Raw genomic sequence first — 16,933 nt, forward strand, 5'->3', positions numbered from 1 at the left:
AGGCCCTGCCATGTGTTCGACACAAAAGTGTCAAAAACCGCTTGCGCGGCCCGGGGTAAATCCGTAAAGTACGCATCCGCTGCTGGCGACGAGCAACGTTGCAGGCGGTGGACGTGCAGCAGCGCTACGACGATGTACGACATGACGTGCAGCAGCGCTACGACGATGTACGAGACGACGTAGCAACTCGCTATGAAGAAGTTCGAGAGAGTCTACAGGCGCGCCATGACCGTATCGTCGAGGAGTTCAACCTTCGCTACGACGCCTTTCGCAGCGACTTGAAGGCACGCCATGAGGATTTCAAGAGCGACGCCGCCGAGCCCTACGGCCTGAATTTCTGGCTCACTCGCCTCGCCGCAGACGAGGTGGAACCCAGAGAGCTGCTCCATATCCTTGCCGCCTTCAAGGAGTACGAGCGCTATCTGGAGCAGCTCGACAGCAACGAGACCATCGAAGATATTCATCTAAGACTGTTTGCTCGCAGTATCGATCCTGAAGATAGGGAGTACTGGGCCGGACGACTCGAAGGCGGGGAGTCCACCTTCCGCATCATTCAAGGCATGCTCAATGCGGCTGATGAGCGCGATACCGAGGCGCATCTGGCACTGCGCGAGATCGCCACCTTCTATTACGAGCAGGTCGGCCTGAAAAATTACGATCCCGAGCAGCTCCTGTTCCAGCAGGGCCTGCGCAGCAATGACGAGCTCTATGTCGAACTCGCCAGGCTGGATGAGGCTTACGACACACTCGATCTTGCCCAGGCCGGCGAATCCCTCGATGGAAACCCGATCTACCGCGCCGTGGTAGGCAATGGGCCACAAACGCTGATGATCGTCACCCAGCAGCATGGCGATGAACCCACCGCCACCGAAGCGGCTCTCTATCTGCTGGAGTTGATAAGCGCCGACACCCCCATGGCTCAGGCACTGCGCGACGAGGTCACACTGGTGGTCATGCCACGTGTTAACCCCGACGGGGTCGATCGCTGGGAGGCTCTTATTGCCGTCGAGGCCGATCCCGACGATACCGTCATTCCGCGTCGCAACTCCGCCGATATCGATCTCAATCGCGCCTACGATCCAGATGCCCCGCTCGACCCCGAGCTCGTGCCCGAGTTCCTGGCCGTTCAGCAGGTGCTAAACACATTCAGGCCCGACCTGTTCCTCGACTATCACAACCAGAACAACTACCTGAATGCCGAAGGCGAACTCGAGACCATCTCGATCATGTGGCCCACTCACCCCGATGTGGACCCCGCAGTCACCGCCGTCGCCCAGCAGGCGGCACTTGCCGTGGCAGCGGCCACCGACAAGTTCGCCTACAGCAACCTGTCGCTCTACCCCGGTGGTGAGACGCCTGCCATTGCCCGCAATGGCCTGGCGTTGCAAGACACGCCGATCCTGCTTGTGGAGCAGCGTGGCCTGGAGGAGATGCAGCTGGCCGCCTTCGAGGGCCTGGATTACGACTACAGTGCCGTCTCCAGTGCATTGATCCTGGAGAGCGTGATCAGCATGCTGGGCGTCATCACGGCCATGGCCGACGGCAGCCTGGCGGCATACGACCCCGAGGATGCCTGGCTGATTGCCGAACGCGGGCAGCGAATCGCCTATGAGGAGATCTATGCCCAGGTCGAGTTCGACCTGAACGAGGCGGAGGAGATGGGCCTGTTCACCGACACGGCGGAACTGGCCTTCAGCGACGCTGCAGTGGCGATGGAGCCCCCTCTCACTGGAGAAGCGGAGCTTGTCGGGCTCGATACCGTGACGACCACGTGGGACGTGGCCGCCTGATACGACAGCGCCCAACCGAGAGAGTTGGGCGCTACTCAGCAATCCATTTCAATCGTTCAGGGTTAGCCAGTAATAGAGCGCACAAAGTACAGAGCTTGCTAGAATAGCGGCCAATTTTTGCCATACCCCGGACGGACCCCTCGGATGCCCACTCTCTTCACGCCCAGCGTAGCTGCCAAGCTCAATGGCTGGGTTCTGTTTGCCACGCTCGTCATACTGATCGCCACGCCCATATCGGCAACGGCCCTGATCGCCCCGTTGATGCTGTATGCCACTGCCTATCTGATCGCCAATCGGGCAACGCTTGCGCCCACACGCCTCGACTGGGCAGTTATCGCGCTGCTGCTTAGCTATCTCATCGGCCGACTGGCTCCCTTCGTCATGGATGACTTCACCAGCCGCTATATCAGCGCCCCGCTGCACATGGCGGCCTCGATTCCGATCTACCTGATGCTTCGACACGCCAGTGCCGCGCTCGACCTGAGCCGTTATCGCTCACAGTTGGAGTGGGGTGCTTCACTCGGAGCCATCGGTGGCGGAGCACTCGCTGCATACCAGGGGCTTGTTCAGGGTATAGAGCGTGCCGAGGGGTTCATGTTCTATCTGAATTTCGCCTATCTGGCCTGCAGCTTGATGCTGATTTGTCTGGCGATGATGCGCGGCTCACCCAGGTCATGGTGGCTTGCCTTGGGGGCTATCGGGGCTTTCATGGCCGTGCTCTTTTCCCAGACCCGAGGCGTACTGCTCGTCATCCCGGTACTTCTTTCGTTGGTTATCATCCTGAATCTGGACAGGATCGGCTGGAAACGTCTGGTGATCGGCAATGCCGCCATCGCGTTGCTTGCCGTGGGGGCCTATGCCACGGTACCCATCGTCGAGGAGCGGGTCGCCTTCACCATCGAGGAGCTGACCCAGATCCAGCAAGGCCAGATCGAGGAGGCCGTCTCAAGCGGCGGGCGCGTACAGCTATGGACGGCGGCAACCGAAGCCTTCAAGGCTCGTCCTTCCGTCGGGCTGACCTATCCGGAGCGCGAGACTCAAATTGAAACGCTCGTTGAAGAGGAGGTACTGACGGAGTGGATGCTCAGCATCAATCGCGGCCATGCCCATAGCCAGTACTTCGAAGTGCTGGCCACGGGCGGCCTGATCGGGATCGTGATGCTGGCAGGCTACTTGCTGTTGCCCGCGGCGGGGTATCTGTGGCTCTACCTGCACAATAGCCACAACCCCTTTGCCCTGGCGGGAGTGCTGTTCACCACCGGCTTCATCGTCTACAGCCTGACCGAGGTCGCACTGCAGAAGGAGATGATCGCCGCCTGGTACGGCTACATGCAGATCAACCTGTTGGCCCTAGCACTCGCCAGCCGGAACGTCAGGCCAGCCGTGAGCGCAAGCAGCAGATGAGCGCCTCGCGCCAGTGCGGCAGTGTCAGTTCAAACGCTGTCTCCAGGTCAGAGACATCCATGCGCGAGTTGGCCGGGCGCGGCGCCTTCTGCGGGTACTCGTGACTGGCGATGGGCTCGACCACTGGGCGCCGTTCGGCACTCAGCTGGCCAAGCGCCACAGCCTCATCGAAGAGCGCCTCGGCCAGGCCATGCCAGCTGGTCTCGCCGCGTGCGCAAAGATGGTAAATCCCTGCGCGCTTGGCATCGAAGCCGCTACTTTGCCAGGCATGCAACACAAGGGCCGTGGTATCGGCAATGGTGGCGGCCCAGGTCGGCGCGCCGACCTGGTCGGCCACTACTGTCAAACGGTCACGCTCGCTTGCCAGGCGTAGCATGGTATTAACGAAGTTATGCCCATGAGAGGCATAAACCCAGCTGGTGCGCAGGATTAGGTAACTTGCCCCCGAGCGGGCAATCGCCTGCTCGCCGGCCAGCTTGGTCTTGCCATAGACCGAGAGAGGTCCCGGCGCATCGCCTGGCCGGAAGGGCTCCACTCCCGCTCCATCGAACACGTAATCGGTGGAGTAGTGTACCAGCACGCTGCCCTGCTCAGCGCAGGCAGCGGCAAGCTCCCCCACCGCCTCGCCATTGAGACGCTCGGCCAGCGCCGGCTCATCCTCGGCCCTGTCCACCGCGGTATAGGCTGCGGCGTTCACCACGATACGTGGCGCACGCTCGGCCACGGCACGCGCCGCCTCGCCTGGCACGCTCATATCGCACTCGGCCCGCGTCAATGCCACGCCATGGCCCAGCGGCTGCAGGGCGCGGCGCAGTTCGCGCCCCACCTGCCCGTTGGCTCCCAGCACCAGCCAGCTCAACTTGTCATCGCTCATGCGAACACCTCAGCCTGCTCGAAGGCGGCTCCCTTCATGTCCTTGTCGGAGAGCGACACACCCCCGTCAAGCGTCGGCCACTCGATGGCAAGCGTTGGATCGTCGTAGCGAATGCAACGCTCCGAGGCGGGGTGATAGTAGTTGGTGGTCTTGTAGAGAAAGTCGGCACTCTCGGAGAGCACCACGAAGCCATGGCCAAAGCCCTCAGGCACCCAAAGCTGACGGTTGTTTTCATCGGAGAGCTCGACCCCTGTCCACTGCCCGAAATGGGGCGAGTTGCGCCGCAGGTCCACCGCCACGTCGAAGACCCGCCCCTGCGTCACTCGCACCAACTTGCCCTGGGGCTGCTCGAGCTGATAGTGCAGGCCGCGCAGTACCCCTTGGCGCGAGCGGGAGTGGTTGTCCTGCACGAAGTTCGCCGCCATCCCGGTCGCCTCCTCGAAGGCGCGCTGGTTGAAGCTCTCCATGAAGAAGCCGCGCGCATCACCAAAGACCTTGGGCTCCAGGATCAGCACCTCGGGAAGCGATGTCTCGATCACGTTCATCAGCGCTTCTCCCCGGTCTCGATCAGGCGCTGCAGATACTGGCCGTAACCGCTCTTGGCCAGCGGGGCCGCCAGCTTCAGTAGCTGTTCACTATCGATCCAGCGCTTGCGCCAGGCAATCTCCTCGGGACAGCACACCTTGAGTCCCTGGCGGTGCTCGATGGTGGAGATGAAATTGGCCGCCTCGCGCAGCGATTCATGGGTGCCGGTATCCAGCCAGGCAAAGCCGCGCCCCATGATCTCTACACTGAGATCGCCCCGCTCCATATAGAGGCGGTTGAGATCGGTGATCTCAAGCTCGCCCCGCGGCGAGGGCTTGAGGTCGCGCGCCATCTCGACCACATCGAGGTCATAGAAGTAGAGGCCCGTCACCGCATAGGGCGACTTCGGCTTGGCGGGCTTCTCCTCGAGCGAGGTGGCACGCCCATCTTCATCGAAATCGACCACCCCATAGCGCTCCGGATCGTGCACATGGTAGGCAAACACGCTGGCCCCCTTGTCGCGTGCCATGGCGTTATTCAGAAGCGGTTGCAGGTCATGCCCGTAATAGATGTTATCGCCCAGGATCAGAGTGCTTGGGGACCCCGCCAGGAACGATTTACCAATGATGAACGCCTGGGCCAGGCCATCGGGAGAGGGTTGCACGGCATATTGCAGGTTGATGCCCCACTGGCTGCCATCGCCCAGCAGCTGCTCGAAGCGCGGCGTATCCTGCGGCGTCGAGATGATCAGGATCTCGTCGATGCCCGCAAGCATCAACGTGGCCAGCGGATAGTAGATCATGGGCTTGTCATGCACCGGCAGCAGCTGCTTGGAGACCGCCAGGGTGACGGGGTGAAGGCGGGTCCCGGAACCGCCTGCCAGAATGATTCCTTTACGCTTCATAATTAACTCTCCTTGGCGGCTTGGCCGTACTGCTGAGCAGTCCATTCGCGATAGGCGCCACTGGTCACTCCGGTGGTCCACTCATCATTGTCCAGATACCACTGCACGGTCTTGCGGAGCCCCGTTTCGAACGTCTCCTGCGGGCGCCAGCCGAGCTCGCGCTCGATCTTCGAGGCATCGATGGCGTAGCGCAGGTCGTGACCGGGGCGATCGGTGACGAAGGTGATCAAGTCACGGAAATGCGCAACGCCGGCGGGCGGCGCGGCAAGTTCCTCGAGCAGCTCGCAGATCGTCTCAACCACCGTGAGGTTGGCGCACTCGTTGTGGCCGCCGATATTGTATGTCTCCCCCACCTGGCCCCGCTCCAGTACCGTGACCAGCGCGCGCGCGTGATCCTCGACGTAGAGCCAGTCACGGATCTGCTGGCCATCGCCATACACCGGCAGCGGCTTGCCTGCCCGCGCGTTGAGGATCATCAGCGGAATCAGCTTCTCGGGAAAGTGATAGGGGCCGTAATTGTTCGAACAGTTGGTGATCAGCACCGGTAGACCGAAGGTGCGGTGCCAGGCGCGCACCAGGTGGTCGGAGCTCGCCTTGCTTGCCGAATAGGGCGAGCTTGGCGCATAGGGGGTCGACTCGGTGAACAGATCGTCTGTCCCCTCCAGGTCGCCATACACCTCATCGGTGGAGATATGATGGAAGCGAAACGCGGCGCGCCGAGCCTCGTCAAGCGTCTCGAGGTAGCCACGCGCTGCCTCCAGCAGAACCGAGGTACCCACCACATTGGTGTGAATGAAGGCGGCAGGGCCATGAATGGAGCGGTCGACGTGCGATTCCGCCGCCAGGTGCATGACCGCATCGGGCCGGTGGTGCGAGAAGATGCGCGCCATCGCCTGCGCATCGCAGATATCGGCATGCTCGAAGGCGTAGCGCGAATCGCGGGCGGCGTCACCCAGTGACGCCAGGTTGCCGGCGTAGGTCAAGGCATCGACATTGACCACGTCATGGGCCGTATCGGCAATCAAATGACGAATCACGGCGGAGCCGATGAAGCCGGCGCCTCCTGTTACCAGTATCTTCATGCGCGCTATCCAGGGTCGAAAATAGCAGCATAGTTTACGAACTTGGCTGGCATGATGAAAGCGCCCCGAACGACGTCATGCAGCGAGCCCAAGGCGAGAGCCCAATGAGGTATTGAATGGCCTGCAGTAAGGCACCAAAAAAACCCGGCGCCAGAAGGCCCCGGGTCAAGATATTGCGAGAGACTATTGACTGTCGCCCACAGCCTTACTTGAATGCCATCAAGCGATGCCGTTCTCTTCAACAGTACCGTTGGTGCCGACGAGCTCGATGGCGAAGTCGCCACCGGACAGCACTCCTCCATCCTCATCCGTATTGGCATACAGATACGTATTGTCTTCGAACACGAAGGAGACGTATTCATTTCCAATGGTTTCATCGGCCGCCGCTGCGAAAGCCGTATCCAGATCGGCATCCTCATCGAACACCAGCTCAAGCTCACGGATATCGATATCATTACCGTTCTGATCGACGATACGGTCATTATCGAAGTCGAAGTTTTCGACTCGGTCCGTGGCCGAAACAGTGGAGGTGGTGCTTACCTCGCCTGAATTATTCTCCCTGAAGACGCTCAGCGTGTCCTCGCCGCCACCCAGAATGATCGTCTCCTGTGCGTAGCTTCCGACAAAGTTCAGCCCACCTTCAAGCTCAGAGGCATCGACAGTGTCGAACGAGCGGCCTGCGAAGGCGAAATCCACCGCACCATTGCCCGAGAGATTGAGGGTGCCCCCGTCCAGGTCCGCTTCATCGCTTAGAACGGTCAGAGCAAGCACCCCATCATCGTCGAAAGCCGTGACGATATTGACTGTCTCATCGGCATCGATCAGGTTCAGCGTCGAGCCACGCGTATCGTCGACATTGGCATCGGTGATGCTAACGACCTGATCCGACGCCAGATTGGCTACCTCGCCGCGCGATTCGAAAATGAAGTCAGTAGCCCCTTCGAAGTCGTTGGCATCGATGCGTGCCCAGTTGTCGATGCGCACTGTCTCGAAGCCGGCAATCGTACCGGTAGAGGCATCATCGCCAACCTCATCGTCACCATTGTCATCAGCGACATTATCGTAAGAGTAACTTGTACCGGTAAACACCAGGGTGTCGTCGCCGTCACCGCCATCAATGTCCAGCGCCAGCGAACCCACCGAGAGCGTATCGTCACCGCTACCCGCCGTGACGCTGGTCGCATTGTCCAAGACCCCCTCATCCACGGTGAGGTTACCGCTCAGATCGGAGGCATCCACCACGACATTGCCTTGCGCCTCTGAACCGATCGTCGAACCCGTTAGATTCAGAGAGCCGGCGCCATTCAGCGTGACATTGTCCAAGCCGCGAGCAGAGGACTCGCCCAGCTCTAGCGCTGAATCACTGTCGACATCGACATTGAGCGAGGTGAGAACAGCTTCGCCATCCTCCTCGGCCCATAGACGGAGATCAGCATCTTCAAGCGTCAGCTCGACCGACGCCATCTCGCTAAGGTTCAGCGAGACGTTGTCGCCCTCGACATAGATACGCTTGTCAGAGATGCCTGTCAGATTGAATGTCCTTTCATCTTCAATACCGGAGAAGCGAATGGCATCGAAATCGGCCAGCGTATCGGCATTGATGTTGGAATCATCACCACTCTGAATATCCAACACGCGCTCTCCCGGTTCTTCAACCGGCGGGTCTTCCGGCTCCTCGACCGGCGGCTGCTCAGTCACTGGCGGTGCGCTCAGCCCTTCCTGTTGACCAAAGGCAACATAGTGCCCCAAGGGTGTCAGGCCTGCATTCTCGAATTCGGCCTTCACCTCCTCTGCAGAGCGGCCTTGCCACTCGGCAGCCGTGTCTTCGTTAGCCTGAAGCTCGGCCAGCTTCTCTTCGTAGTAAGCGTTGGCATCAAAGGCGTTGGAGGGATTCAAACCTTCGGCTGCACCATGCTGCAGGTAGTGTTCGTAAGGGTTGCCCGCCCAAGTATCGTTGAAGGCATTGCGTGCCTCTTCGAGCGTCTCGAATTCGAAGTTGTCATCGGCCAGTAGCGCTTGGCCCTTGGCGTCGATGTACTCTTCTGCATTGAAATACGCATTGGGCGAAACACCTTCCGCGTACCCGAACTGAAGGTAATGCTGCTCTGGCGTTAAGTTGAATTCGTTAAGGAGTGTCGCTTCTAAAGTGGCGGCATCCGTGCCTTCCCACTCATCCCTGGTACTCTCATCTGCCTGCAGTTCGGCAAGCTTGGCATTGAGATAAAATTCTTTATCAAACCCTTGTAGAGCCATTAATTATTTCTCCTTAGCAAGGCCGCAAAAGCAGCACCCTGAGTCAAAACAACAGGCAACCCTCTCATTCATTTTCAGTAGAATGACCCTGTCGAATCGTGAACTTTCCTAGTCCAAGAATTACCCTAGCAGGGGGATTCGCCTGGTTAAGTGTTTGTTTCGTATCAGAATGTAACATTATGTATATAAAAAGCCTTTAACGAGGCCTTGCGTCGCAAGACAACATCTGAACGCGGCAACGCCGGATATGAAAAAACCCTCATCGCCACCGTTATGAAAAGGAAGCTATCTTGTCCTCTCCCTTGTTAAAGTCGTCGCTCAACAACCGGCTTGGCGCTATCGAAGAGGCCCTGTTCGAGGCCCACCAGGATGCCATTACCAACTCATGCTCATCGCTGAATCGAATGCCTGAGTATTTTATGGCAATGCGTGTGGCAGACTTCTTTGCCACGCGCTTTCTCAACTTTGGTTATCGGCTCGAGACACAGGTGAAACGCACCTTTCAGGAGGCGACCTGCGCGATATCGACATGGCCCAGCTGCACCAGGAAACGGATCTACGGCCAGATGGCCGCTTCGACCTGGTACTGTTGAGCGGCAAGCAAGGCAAGCCCGCGCATATTCTGGAATTCAAGCGCGGAGACAAGATGAGCGAGGTATTGGCGGACATTCGTCGCCTCGCCAAGGTCTGCGAGCATGCCGGCAATAGCCGGCTGCAAACGAACTATCTGGTCCTGACGAAAAAGTGCGACACCAGCGGCGGTATCGAGCCTACCCTCGAGCGCCTTGAGCAGGCATTACAGCCCTTCGAGAGCGTCACTCACTTCATCTGGCAAAGCGACCCCCTGGGCGACTTCCTTGACAGGAACCATCAGCCTGTTGACACCTTTCGGGTGGTGATCGTTGAGTTGCGGACTCGGCAATGAACATGCCTGTTGCACAGGCCTAGTCCCGATTCGCCGCCCGCCAATACGCCACCGACTCCTCGGGCACTACCCCCTGCGTGGTGCCGATCTCGATCACCGCCTGCTGAAACGCCGCGGCAAGCGCAGGCTGGTGGCACAGATGCAGGCTACGGATCATGCGCGTAATGCGCAGGTGGTTGTGCCCGCCCCGCTTCAGCCACACATGATCGCGCATATTGAGCTCGGGAAGCGCCTCGATGACCAGTTCCCGGCGCTGCAGCCCGAAAAAGGCCAGCATCACGTCCAATGAGCGCCGTTGATTCGCTCGCAACGACTCGTCATTGGCGAATGCGGCCCGCGCCTCGTCATCCAGCACTGGCGCAAAGCCATTGAAGCGGCTCGCCTCGGGAATCGGGAACAGCCACTGGATGTAGTCGTGGGTGTGCTCCAGCCAGAACGCTGACAGCGCCCAGATCTCCTCGACCTTGCGCCCCTTGTGATCGGCATCCTGCCCGGTATAGAAGCGAATCAGCGGCAGGTGAAGTGTCTCCATCGTGCCAATTCTCCTGATGATGAATTGCTGCCCTCCCAGGGGTTATCAAGCGGTGAGAGAAGTGCGAAGCACTGGGTTATGGCTGCAGCATAGGTTGCCACGGATGATACAGACCCGACGCTGGTGCGCGCGACTCATATGACGTTGTACGAGATAGGGATGAAGGCCAGCGAGACAATGACGAAGCCGCTCGAATAGCGCAAGGCTCAACGACCTGGTTCGGAAGGAAAAGGGCAGCCAGGATTACACGAATAGCTTGATGCCATTCAGTAATTGATTGATGGACAGCGCCATGATGGCAATGATGATCAGGCCGTGATCCATCGGCCGCCAACCCGCCTCCACCTTGAGCCGTTGGCTGAATCTATCGAAAAAATCCCTGGCCGCGGAGGGCGGGGAACTCGCGACCCGGCCTGCCACGCGCTCGGCCCGCCTGTGCAGCAGGCTTGCCCGCAAGGCCAGATAGGCAAAAATTCCCGCAGACAATAGGCCGAACAGCCAAGCGGTGAATTCCAGCATCATATCTGTTCCATACCCTGATCTTGGTTCAGGTCAATACTGATCGCCGTGACCAAGTCTTCCTCCTGTGAAGCGCCCTCTTCTATCGGCACGGCACTGAGTATCATCCGAAATCCACAGCTACGTGCAATGGACTCGAGCAGCTCGTTGCCTGGCACATGGCCTGCGTTACCACTTTCAAGACGTGAAATCGCACTTTGCGTGGAGCCGATCCGTCTCGCCAGCGCGACTTGAGACAATTCGGCCGTGGTTCGCATCCGGTAGACGAGCCGCCCCAAGCGCAGGGAAAGCAATACGCGATCAGCCAGCTCCCGGCCCTCTTCGGTCTGGTGTACTTCTTGCATGAACGCTTTTGCATAGCTGCTCATCACTCTCTCCAATAAGGTCGCAAGTCCCCAGCCAGTTTATCGATACGCTCTCCCGCTTCCATGGCCTGCCCAAAGTAGATGACCTTGAATGCGAGGGGATGTTGGGGACAAGTGAAAATCGCTTCATAGCCCTCTATGGCATAAACACGAAATGCAATCGTGTAAGGATGGCCTAGATGCGAGTGCTTGATCGCTATCGGGTCCAGGGCCGAGGGATTCTTCATGCACTCCGAGGCCACCTCCAGCACCGCAGCCAGGGCGTAAAACTCCTCTCGCGTGCCGCTGGCCTGGATACGCTGTATTTCCGCCACCACCGGCGCTGCCAGGTATTCATCCTCAACATAGCACATTTGATATAACCCGCGGGACTCGTTGTTTTTATCACTATAGTCTAGAGAACAGATTGGGGCTTTCGCTGAAGCGTGCCGAGCCTCTCAACAGGCAGCGATGTCATCGAGTGATGCCGCCCGGCGCCAAGAGGTGGGCCCAGCAACACGCAAGCGCGAGGCGGCTAAATCACCGACTCCTGCGCATCGGCGGCGTCTCGTCACTGCTCCGCTTCATCACCGAGCCTTCAACGGAGGCCACTGCGCATGCCTTCGAGCTCACCGAAGGCGACCGGGATTCCTAGCTATCAAAATCAAAACTCAGCTCGTCATCCCCTTCCCCGAACAGCGCGTCTAGGTTCCCCGGTGCGGCCACGTTGCCGGGATTCAGCCGTGCAAGACGAGCCAGCAGGTGCGCCTGCGGCAGCGACAGGTTGAGCATAGGCAACCGGCAGCGCCTGCGCCTTCCGCAGAGCCAGGAACGCCTCGTCGTCAAGCTGGGCCATGGCCTTCTCGTCGATCATGTGCAAGCCGGGAATGGAGAGGCCGAGCTGTTCCTGCAACGCATGAGGCCAAGGAGCGATGACCTTGCCCGGGCCAGCGCCGCGATCGCCTGGCGGGTGGTCTGCTGCTTGGCGTGGCTGGCCTTGAGCGTGGCCAGTACCGCCTCCAGCGCCGGGGCGGGCTTGTCTTCACTATCGAAGAACGGCTCGCCCTCCTCCGCGCTGAGCAGGCCGGAATCGCGATCGAAAGTCACCAGTGTCTTGTCACCGACCGGCATCACCTCGAACGGCCAGGTCGCAAGCCACTGCGGCTGGTAGTTACCCAGCCATTTACCCTCTCGGACAAACAGATTGTGGCCGGGCTGCAGACCGCATACGCCGACCAGGTGCCATTCGTGCCCCTCCTTGACCAGGGCAATGGGCATGGAGGCCGCGGCCTTGGCCAGTTCGCCCGCATGCAGCGGCAACAGGGCTTTATTGGTGGCAAAGCTGAGATCGACAGGCGGCTGCCAGGTCTTGCCCTGGCACTCCTTGGGGCTCAGTACGAGCGGTGTGGGCATGGGATCTCCTGAAAAGTTAGAAATGACGAATAAACACTGGGGAAATTCCGCACAAGTGAGCACGGTATTTTCCAGCCCTCGAAAGAAGAAAACCCCCAGCCAGGGCCAGGGGTTCGGTCGCTTGAGGAGAGGGCCGTGCGACCCTCTCGATCAGCTAGGTCAGATGACCTTAGGCAGCTTCAACAGCACCGGCAGTGAGAATGCCAGCCGTGAAGTCGATGTCTTCTGCAGTGACGCCTACCAGTTCAATGGTAGTGATAGCAGAAGTACCGAGGTCGCGACCTGCCTCCGCGTCAGCCTCAACATATAGCGTCAGACCGGTCTCGGTCTCGGTCCAGAAGATCTCCAGCGCGTCGGCAGAGCCCACACGGCTGTTGATGGTCTGGTCTTCACCAAGCGCCACCAGCGTGTAGCCTTCACCGAAGAAGATGCGATCTTCGCCTTCCGCACCGAAGTTGGCGATGGTGATCGTAGAACCTTCATCATCGGCAAAGACGTACAGGTCGCTGTCGGTGGTGGCGTCGGTGCAAACTCACCCAACGTCACGCCGAAGCCGCCATCTTCTTCAGAATCCTTCAGCATCGCCAGGGCATCTTCGATATCAGTTTCGAGAGTTTCCAGCTTGTCGACAAGCGCCTGAGTGGCTTCGGCGGTTTCTTCAGCCGCTTCGAGCTGAGCTTCACGAGTCTCGATAGCGTCGATCAGCGCCTGGCGCTCTGCCTGCAGCTCCAGCACGATATTCAGAATTTCGCCAGTAACAGTTGCGTCAAAGGCATCTTCTGCACTGCTGACCGCACTTTCCAGCGTAGTACGCTCTTCAACTTCGCCGAATGCCGCATTAACAGCCTGCTGCTGGGCAGTCAGGTCTGCAGCGTCTTCTTCGACAGGCTCAGCAAATACGTTACCGTACCCGGCGACGAAGTTGATCAGGTTGGCTACCAGCGCTTGATCCACTTCTTCGCCGTCGATGACGTCCACAATCACATCGCGCAGATTGAGAAGCGTGGGGTTTTCAATGCCTTCAGGAGCTTGAGGATCATTCACCTGAAGCTCAACGTTCGCACCGCCAGCACCGATGTGCGCGTTAATCGCATCGCGCACGGCGTCCAGCAGCGCAGCGTAGTCACCCTCGGCATTCACATGAGCGGCAAGCGCGTCTTCGGCATCGACGATGGCCTGCTGAAGCTCAGCGGCGGTGAACAGGTCTACCAAGTCAGCTTCTGTATATGTAACGCCAGGATTCGGCTCGGCAGTCAGGTTACCCTCAACGTCGAGATACCAAGTAGCAGCATCACCGTTCGCGTCTTCCAGGCTGTCGAGGGTAGCGCCAGTACCGTCTTCATCAGTAGAATCAGTGATTACGGCAGTGTAAGTTTCGCCATCAATCTCTGCGGTGTAGGTACCGTTGCCATTAGGACCAGCATCAGTAGAAGTCCAAATGCTGTCGTTAGCAAAGATAGAAGCGATAATAGCTGCATTATCCGCTTCAGTATTATCGGTTTCCAACCCAACATAGGTCCAAGCACTTCCATCCGCCAGGACATCGGCTGCAGTTACCGCTTCGTTATCATTAGCGAATTTTTCTACAGCAATGCCCGCAAATTCGTAATCGTTACCTTCACCATCATCAGTCTCAATGGTCAGGTTGCCATCTGCATCGGTGTATAGAACAACATGGTCCGCAGGCTCAGTAACAGTATCGCCATTGACAATAACGTTGCCTTGGACATCGTACAAACGCTCATCAGCGTCAACCGCTGCCTGAGCTTCTGCACGTGCCGCTTCCAGAGTGGCGTCGCGCAACAGAGTATTGGCAGACAAAGTGGTCAGCGCGTCAATAGCAGCTTGTTCAACGCCTGCTTGTGTCGCTGTGGTAGCACGCGCCACATCAAGTGCATCAATGGCGTCTTGCAGATTATCTTCCGCAGTCTCAACCGCATTTTGGGCGACTGTATTAGCTTGCTCGATGGCCGTGGCCACTTCAGCAGCTGTCGGCTCTTCGCCCAAATCGCCCAGTTCAACCAGCAGTTCGTTATCGGTGTTGTCGTTCAGGAATTCGGTACGAGCAGCAACAGCACCCTGATAGGCAGCCAGCGTTTCAGTGAGCCCTGAAACAGGCTCTTCTGCCGGCTGCGGGCTCACACCTTCGTCGCGCGACCGAACTGGTTGTAGTGCGAAAGCGGCGTGAGGCCGTTTTCGGTGAAGAACGCCAGCAGGTCGGCGGTCGTCCACTCGGCATAGGTGCCGTCAGTATCGTTTTCCTGCAGCTGAGCCAGCTTGTTGTCCAGGTAGGCCTGGGCGTTGAACTCAGCGGAAGGGCTCACGCCTTCGGCAGCGCCATGCTGGTTGTAATGCGAAAGCGGGGTGAAGCCGTTCTCGGTCAGGAAAGCCAGCAGCTCTTCGCGGGTGGTGATGTCCTCGAAACCGCCGACTTCAGCCAGCTGAGCCAGCTTGGAATCCAGATAGACATTGGCGTCGAATTCGGCAGAAGGATTGAGCCCTTCAGCCGCGCCGTACTGGCGGTAGTGCTCTTCGGCAATCAGCCGGAGGCTTCAAACGCTTCGCGAACCTGTTCGATGGAAGTGAACTCTTCGTAGCCTTCCAGGCTTTGCAGCTAGGCCAGCTTTTGTTCGAGATAGAACTCTTCATTGAAGGCGATCGCCATACTTCTTACTCCTAGCATATGCATATGTTGCGACTTGTTTGCCGCTTATTGATCTCAGGAGCCTTTTACCCTGCGCCCCGGCAGTGCGTCGGCATGAACAGCGCTGTTCATTCAGCGTGCTTGGCACCTCTGTGAAGCACTCGGCATCACTAGTTCCCTTTATTAACAAGACTCATCCAAAGGAGAACCACAAACCCCTCCCATCAGAATTACTCGTCTCGCCATCAGCGATGCTAGATCGCTAACCCTTGCTTTGCAAGGACAAGTTAGTGAATGCTTCGCATACACTACTATTGTTAAAGGCTCGCTGTATTATTTGTCTAAAGTATTACCTCCGCCTGCCGATAAGCGCACTTCACCCTACCCAAAGTAAACAATCACTAACCCCGAAATACTTATAGAACAGCGTTTTCTTTGCATTAGATGGCGTTAATGCAGCGCCACGCGGGTCGCGCCGAATGGCAATGAATTACGCATACTCCGTGTATTGTCAAGAGGAGAAACGCGACAGGCATAGCGCGTTTTCGCCCGCAAATTGGCGCTTGTTCAGTGTTTTTGAGGGGAAACGTTTAACAATTTTTCACGCAATGCCGTGGTGGGATATTCGAAATGGCGGTAGATCAGTGTCGCCAGCCACAGCGTGAGCCCCACGTAGAGCAGGTAGACGAGCGGCCAGGGCAGCTGCGGCGAAAGCCACGGACGCTGGAGCAGCGGGATGATCAGCGAGAAGTGCACCAAATAGGCCGAGTAGGAGACCAGGCTGAGATGGGTGACCGCGCGGGTAATACCCGGCCAGCGCCGCGGGCCGGTGTGCCAGTAGCTGAACCCGGGCAGCAGCATGGCCAGGCCGGCGCTGGTGAGGGTGAAGAGCAGCGTGCGGTTGAGGTAGGTTTCAAGGCTTGTGAGAAGGCCGTGGCACAGCAGGTAGACGCTCAGGGCGGTCAGAGCGAGGCCGGCCAGCAGCAGCCAAGCGGCGTGGCACGCCATGAAGGCGCCGTGAAAGCGCAGCAGCCAGGCCATGAGAAACCCCCAGGCAATGGCATCCAGGCGCAGCACCACCACCTGGCGCACGCCTTCGTCCCAGTGCGGCTCGCCAGTCGTGGCGGCCAGCACACGCAGCAGGGTGAACAGCGCGATATAGCCGCACAGTGCCCAGAGCACGGCGTGGTGGCGGTTGGCCACGCAGCGCACCGCGAGCATCAAGGCCAGGGGAATGGTGAGGTAGAACCACTCCTCCACCGCGAGGCTCCACGATTCGGGCATTAGCGTGGAGCCTGGCCAGGCGAGGTTCTGCAGGAACAGGAGGTGGCGAAGATCGCGCTCGCCGGTGCCGAACCACCAGTGGAACAGGGTGAGGTTGAGCAGCAAAAACAGGTAGTAGTTGGGCAGGGTACGACACCAGCGCCGCAGCCAGAAGTCGCCGACCTGGCGCCAGCTGACGGGTGCCGTGCCTTCGGCGAAGAGCGTGATCAGCAGCCCGCCGATCAGAAAGCCGCTGAGCACGAAGAACAGCTCCACTCCGAAGTAGCCGCCAAGGTAGAGCATGAGCGTGCGGCCGGGGTCGGGTATCACGTCGACCAGCAGCATGGTGCCGTGGGAGACGAGCACCAGGGCGATGGCCAGCGCGCGCACCAGGTCGAGGCCGAAGTTGCGCGGCTTGCCAAGGGGGGCGGCCAGGGTCATAGCACTTCTCCGATGTCAGC

Annotated in this window: 18 protein-coding genes; 4 read left to right on the top strand and 14 right to left on the bottom strand. The window is 58.9% G+C overall.

The window, feature by feature from the left end; translation table 11 throughout:
- Window positions 1-107: 107 nt before the first annotated feature.
- Both HJD22_RS08395 and HJD22_RS08400 read left to right on the top strand, forming a co-directional pair.
- The gene (locus HJD22_RS08395) at window positions 108-1,790 is read left to right on the top strand and encodes a M14 family zinc carboxypeptidase (protein ID WP_254280833.1); all 1,683 of its coding nucleotides are present in this window, start codon (window positions 108-110) and stop codon (window positions 1,788-1,790) included.
- A gap of 144 nt (window positions 1,791-1,934) precedes the next feature.
- Window positions 1,935-3,194 (top strand): O-antigen ligase, encoded by a 1,260-nt coding sequence (locus tag HJD22_RS08400; RefSeq protein ID WP_208655747.1) that lies wholly within the window; start codon window positions 1,935-1,937, stop codon window positions 3,192-3,194.
- On the opposite strand, the gene rfbD is transcribed toward HJD22_RS08400, so the two are convergent.
- The 5 genes from rfbD to HJD22_RS08425 all read right to left on the bottom strand — a co-directional run bounded on the left by rfbD (window position 3,163) and on the right by HJD22_RS08425 (window position 8,832).
- The gene (rfbD, locus tag HJD22_RS08405) at window positions 3,163-4,068 is read right to left on the bottom strand and encodes a dTDP-4-dehydrorhamnose reductase (RefSeq protein ID WP_208655748.1); all 906 of its coding nucleotides are present in this window, start codon (window positions 4,066-4,068) and stop codon (window positions 3,163-3,165) included. The two genes, HJD22_RS08400 and rfbD, sit on opposite strands and share 32 nt — an antisense overlap.
- On the bottom strand, window positions 4,065-4,613 hold the full coding sequence (gene rfbC, locus HJD22_RS08410; RefSeq protein WP_208655749.1) for a dTDP-4-dehydrorhamnose 3,5-epimerase: 549 nt from the start codon (window positions 4,611-4,613) through the stop codon (window positions 4,065-4,067). The genes rfbD and rfbC overlap by 4 nt, the downstream gene beginning before the upstream one ends.
- Window positions 4,613-5,497, bottom strand: a complete 885-nt coding sequence (gene rfbA, locus HJD22_RS08415; protein WP_208655750.1) for a glucose-1-phosphate thymidylyltransferase RfbA — start codon at window positions 5,495-5,497, stop codon at window positions 4,613-4,615. Before rfbA ends, rfbC begins: the two co-directional genes overlap by 1 nt.
- Window positions 5,498-5,499: 2 nt before the next feature.
- Complete coding sequence (rfbB, locus tag HJD22_RS08420) at window positions 5,500-6,579, bottom strand: dTDP-glucose 4,6-dehydratase (RefSeq protein WP_208655751.1); 1,080 nt, start codon at window positions 6,577-6,579, stop codon at window positions 5,500-5,502.
- 219 nt (window positions 6,580-6,798) lie between these two features.
- A complete protein-coding gene (locus HJD22_RS08425; RefSeq protein WP_208655752.1) occupies window positions 6,799-8,832 on the bottom strand; it encodes a hypothetical protein in 2,034 nt (677 codons plus the stop codon).
- A gap of 529 nt (window positions 8,833-9,361) precedes the next feature.
- On the opposite strand from HJD22_RS08425, the gene HJD22_RS08430 reads away from it, so the two are divergent.
- Window positions 9,362-9,757, top strand: coding sequence for a hypothetical protein (locus HJD22_RS08430; RefSeq protein WP_208655753.1), 396 nt, complete (start codon window positions 9,362-9,364; stop codon window positions 9,755-9,757).
- 19 nt (window positions 9,758-9,776) lie between these two features.
- On the opposite strand, the gene HJD22_RS08435 is transcribed toward HJD22_RS08430, so the two are convergent.
- From HJD22_RS08435 to HJD22_RS08470, 8 genes are all read right to left on the bottom strand, one after another.
- Entirely contained in the window at window positions 9,777-10,289 is a 513-nt protein-coding gene (locus HJD22_RS08435) for an opioid growth factor receptor-related protein (protein ID WP_208655754.1), read from the bottom strand.
- Between the two features lie 243 nt (window positions 10,290-10,532).
- Complete coding sequence (locus tag HJD22_RS08440; protein WP_208655755.1) at window positions 10,533-10,811, bottom strand: hypothetical protein; 279 nt, start codon at window positions 10,809-10,811, stop codon at window positions 10,533-10,535.
- On the bottom strand, window positions 10,808-11,176 hold the full coding sequence (locus tag HJD22_RS08445; RefSeq protein WP_208655756.1) for a helix-turn-helix transcriptional regulator: 369 nt from the start codon (window positions 11,174-11,176) through the stop codon (window positions 10,808-10,810). The genes HJD22_RS08440 and HJD22_RS08445 overlap by 4 nt, the downstream gene beginning before the upstream one ends.
- Window positions 11,176-11,526 carry a hypothetical protein gene (locus HJD22_RS08450; protein ID WP_208655757.1) on the bottom strand — a complete coding sequence of 117 codons (351 nt, stop codon included), beginning with the start codon at window positions 11,524-11,526 and terminating at the stop codon, window positions 11,176-11,178. Before HJD22_RS08450 ends, HJD22_RS08445 begins: the two co-directional genes overlap by 1 nt.
- A 277-nt stretch (window positions 11,527-11,803) precedes the next feature.
- Window positions 11,804-11,944, bottom strand: coding sequence for a hypothetical protein (locus tag HJD22_RS17800; protein WP_248730177.1), 141 nt, complete (start codon window positions 11,942-11,944; stop codon window positions 11,804-11,806).
- A 78-nt stretch (window positions 11,945-12,022) separates the two neighbouring features.
- Window positions 12,023-12,565 (bottom strand): SapC family protein, encoded by a 543-nt coding sequence (locus HJD22_RS08460; protein WP_208655759.1) that lies wholly within the window; start codon window positions 12,563-12,565, stop codon window positions 12,023-12,025.
- A 312-nt stretch (window positions 12,566-12,877) separates the two neighbouring features.
- Complete coding sequence (locus HJD22_RS08465; RefSeq protein WP_208655760.1) at window positions 12,878-14,707, bottom strand: hypothetical protein; 1,830 nt, start codon at window positions 14,705-14,707, stop codon at window positions 12,878-12,880.
- Window positions 14,704-14,889, bottom strand: coding sequence for a hypothetical protein (locus HJD22_RS08470; protein WP_208655761.1), 186 nt, complete (start codon window positions 14,887-14,889; stop codon window positions 14,704-14,706). Before HJD22_RS08470 ends, HJD22_RS08465 begins: the two co-directional genes overlap by 4 nt.
- 15 nt (window positions 14,890-14,904) lie before the next feature.
- Here HJD22_RS08470 and HJD22_RS08475 point away from each other — a divergent pair, with 15 nt between their 5' ends.
- A complete protein-coding gene (locus HJD22_RS08475) occupies window positions 14,905-15,162 on the top strand; it encodes a hypothetical protein (RefSeq protein ID WP_208655762.1) in 258 nt (85 codons plus the stop codon).
- 614 nt (window positions 15,163-15,776) lie between these two features.
- On the opposite strand, the gene HJD22_RS08480 is transcribed toward HJD22_RS08475, so the two are convergent.
- Complete coding sequence (locus HJD22_RS08480) at window positions 15,777-16,913, bottom strand: acyltransferase (RefSeq protein WP_208655763.1); 1,137 nt, start codon at window positions 16,911-16,913, stop codon at window positions 15,777-15,779.
- Window positions 16,914-16,933: the final 20 nt, after the last annotated feature.

Source organism: Halomonas sp. TA22 (assembly GCF_013009075.1).
Lineage (GTDB): Bacteria > Pseudomonadota > Gammaproteobacteria > Pseudomonadales > Halomonadaceae > TA22.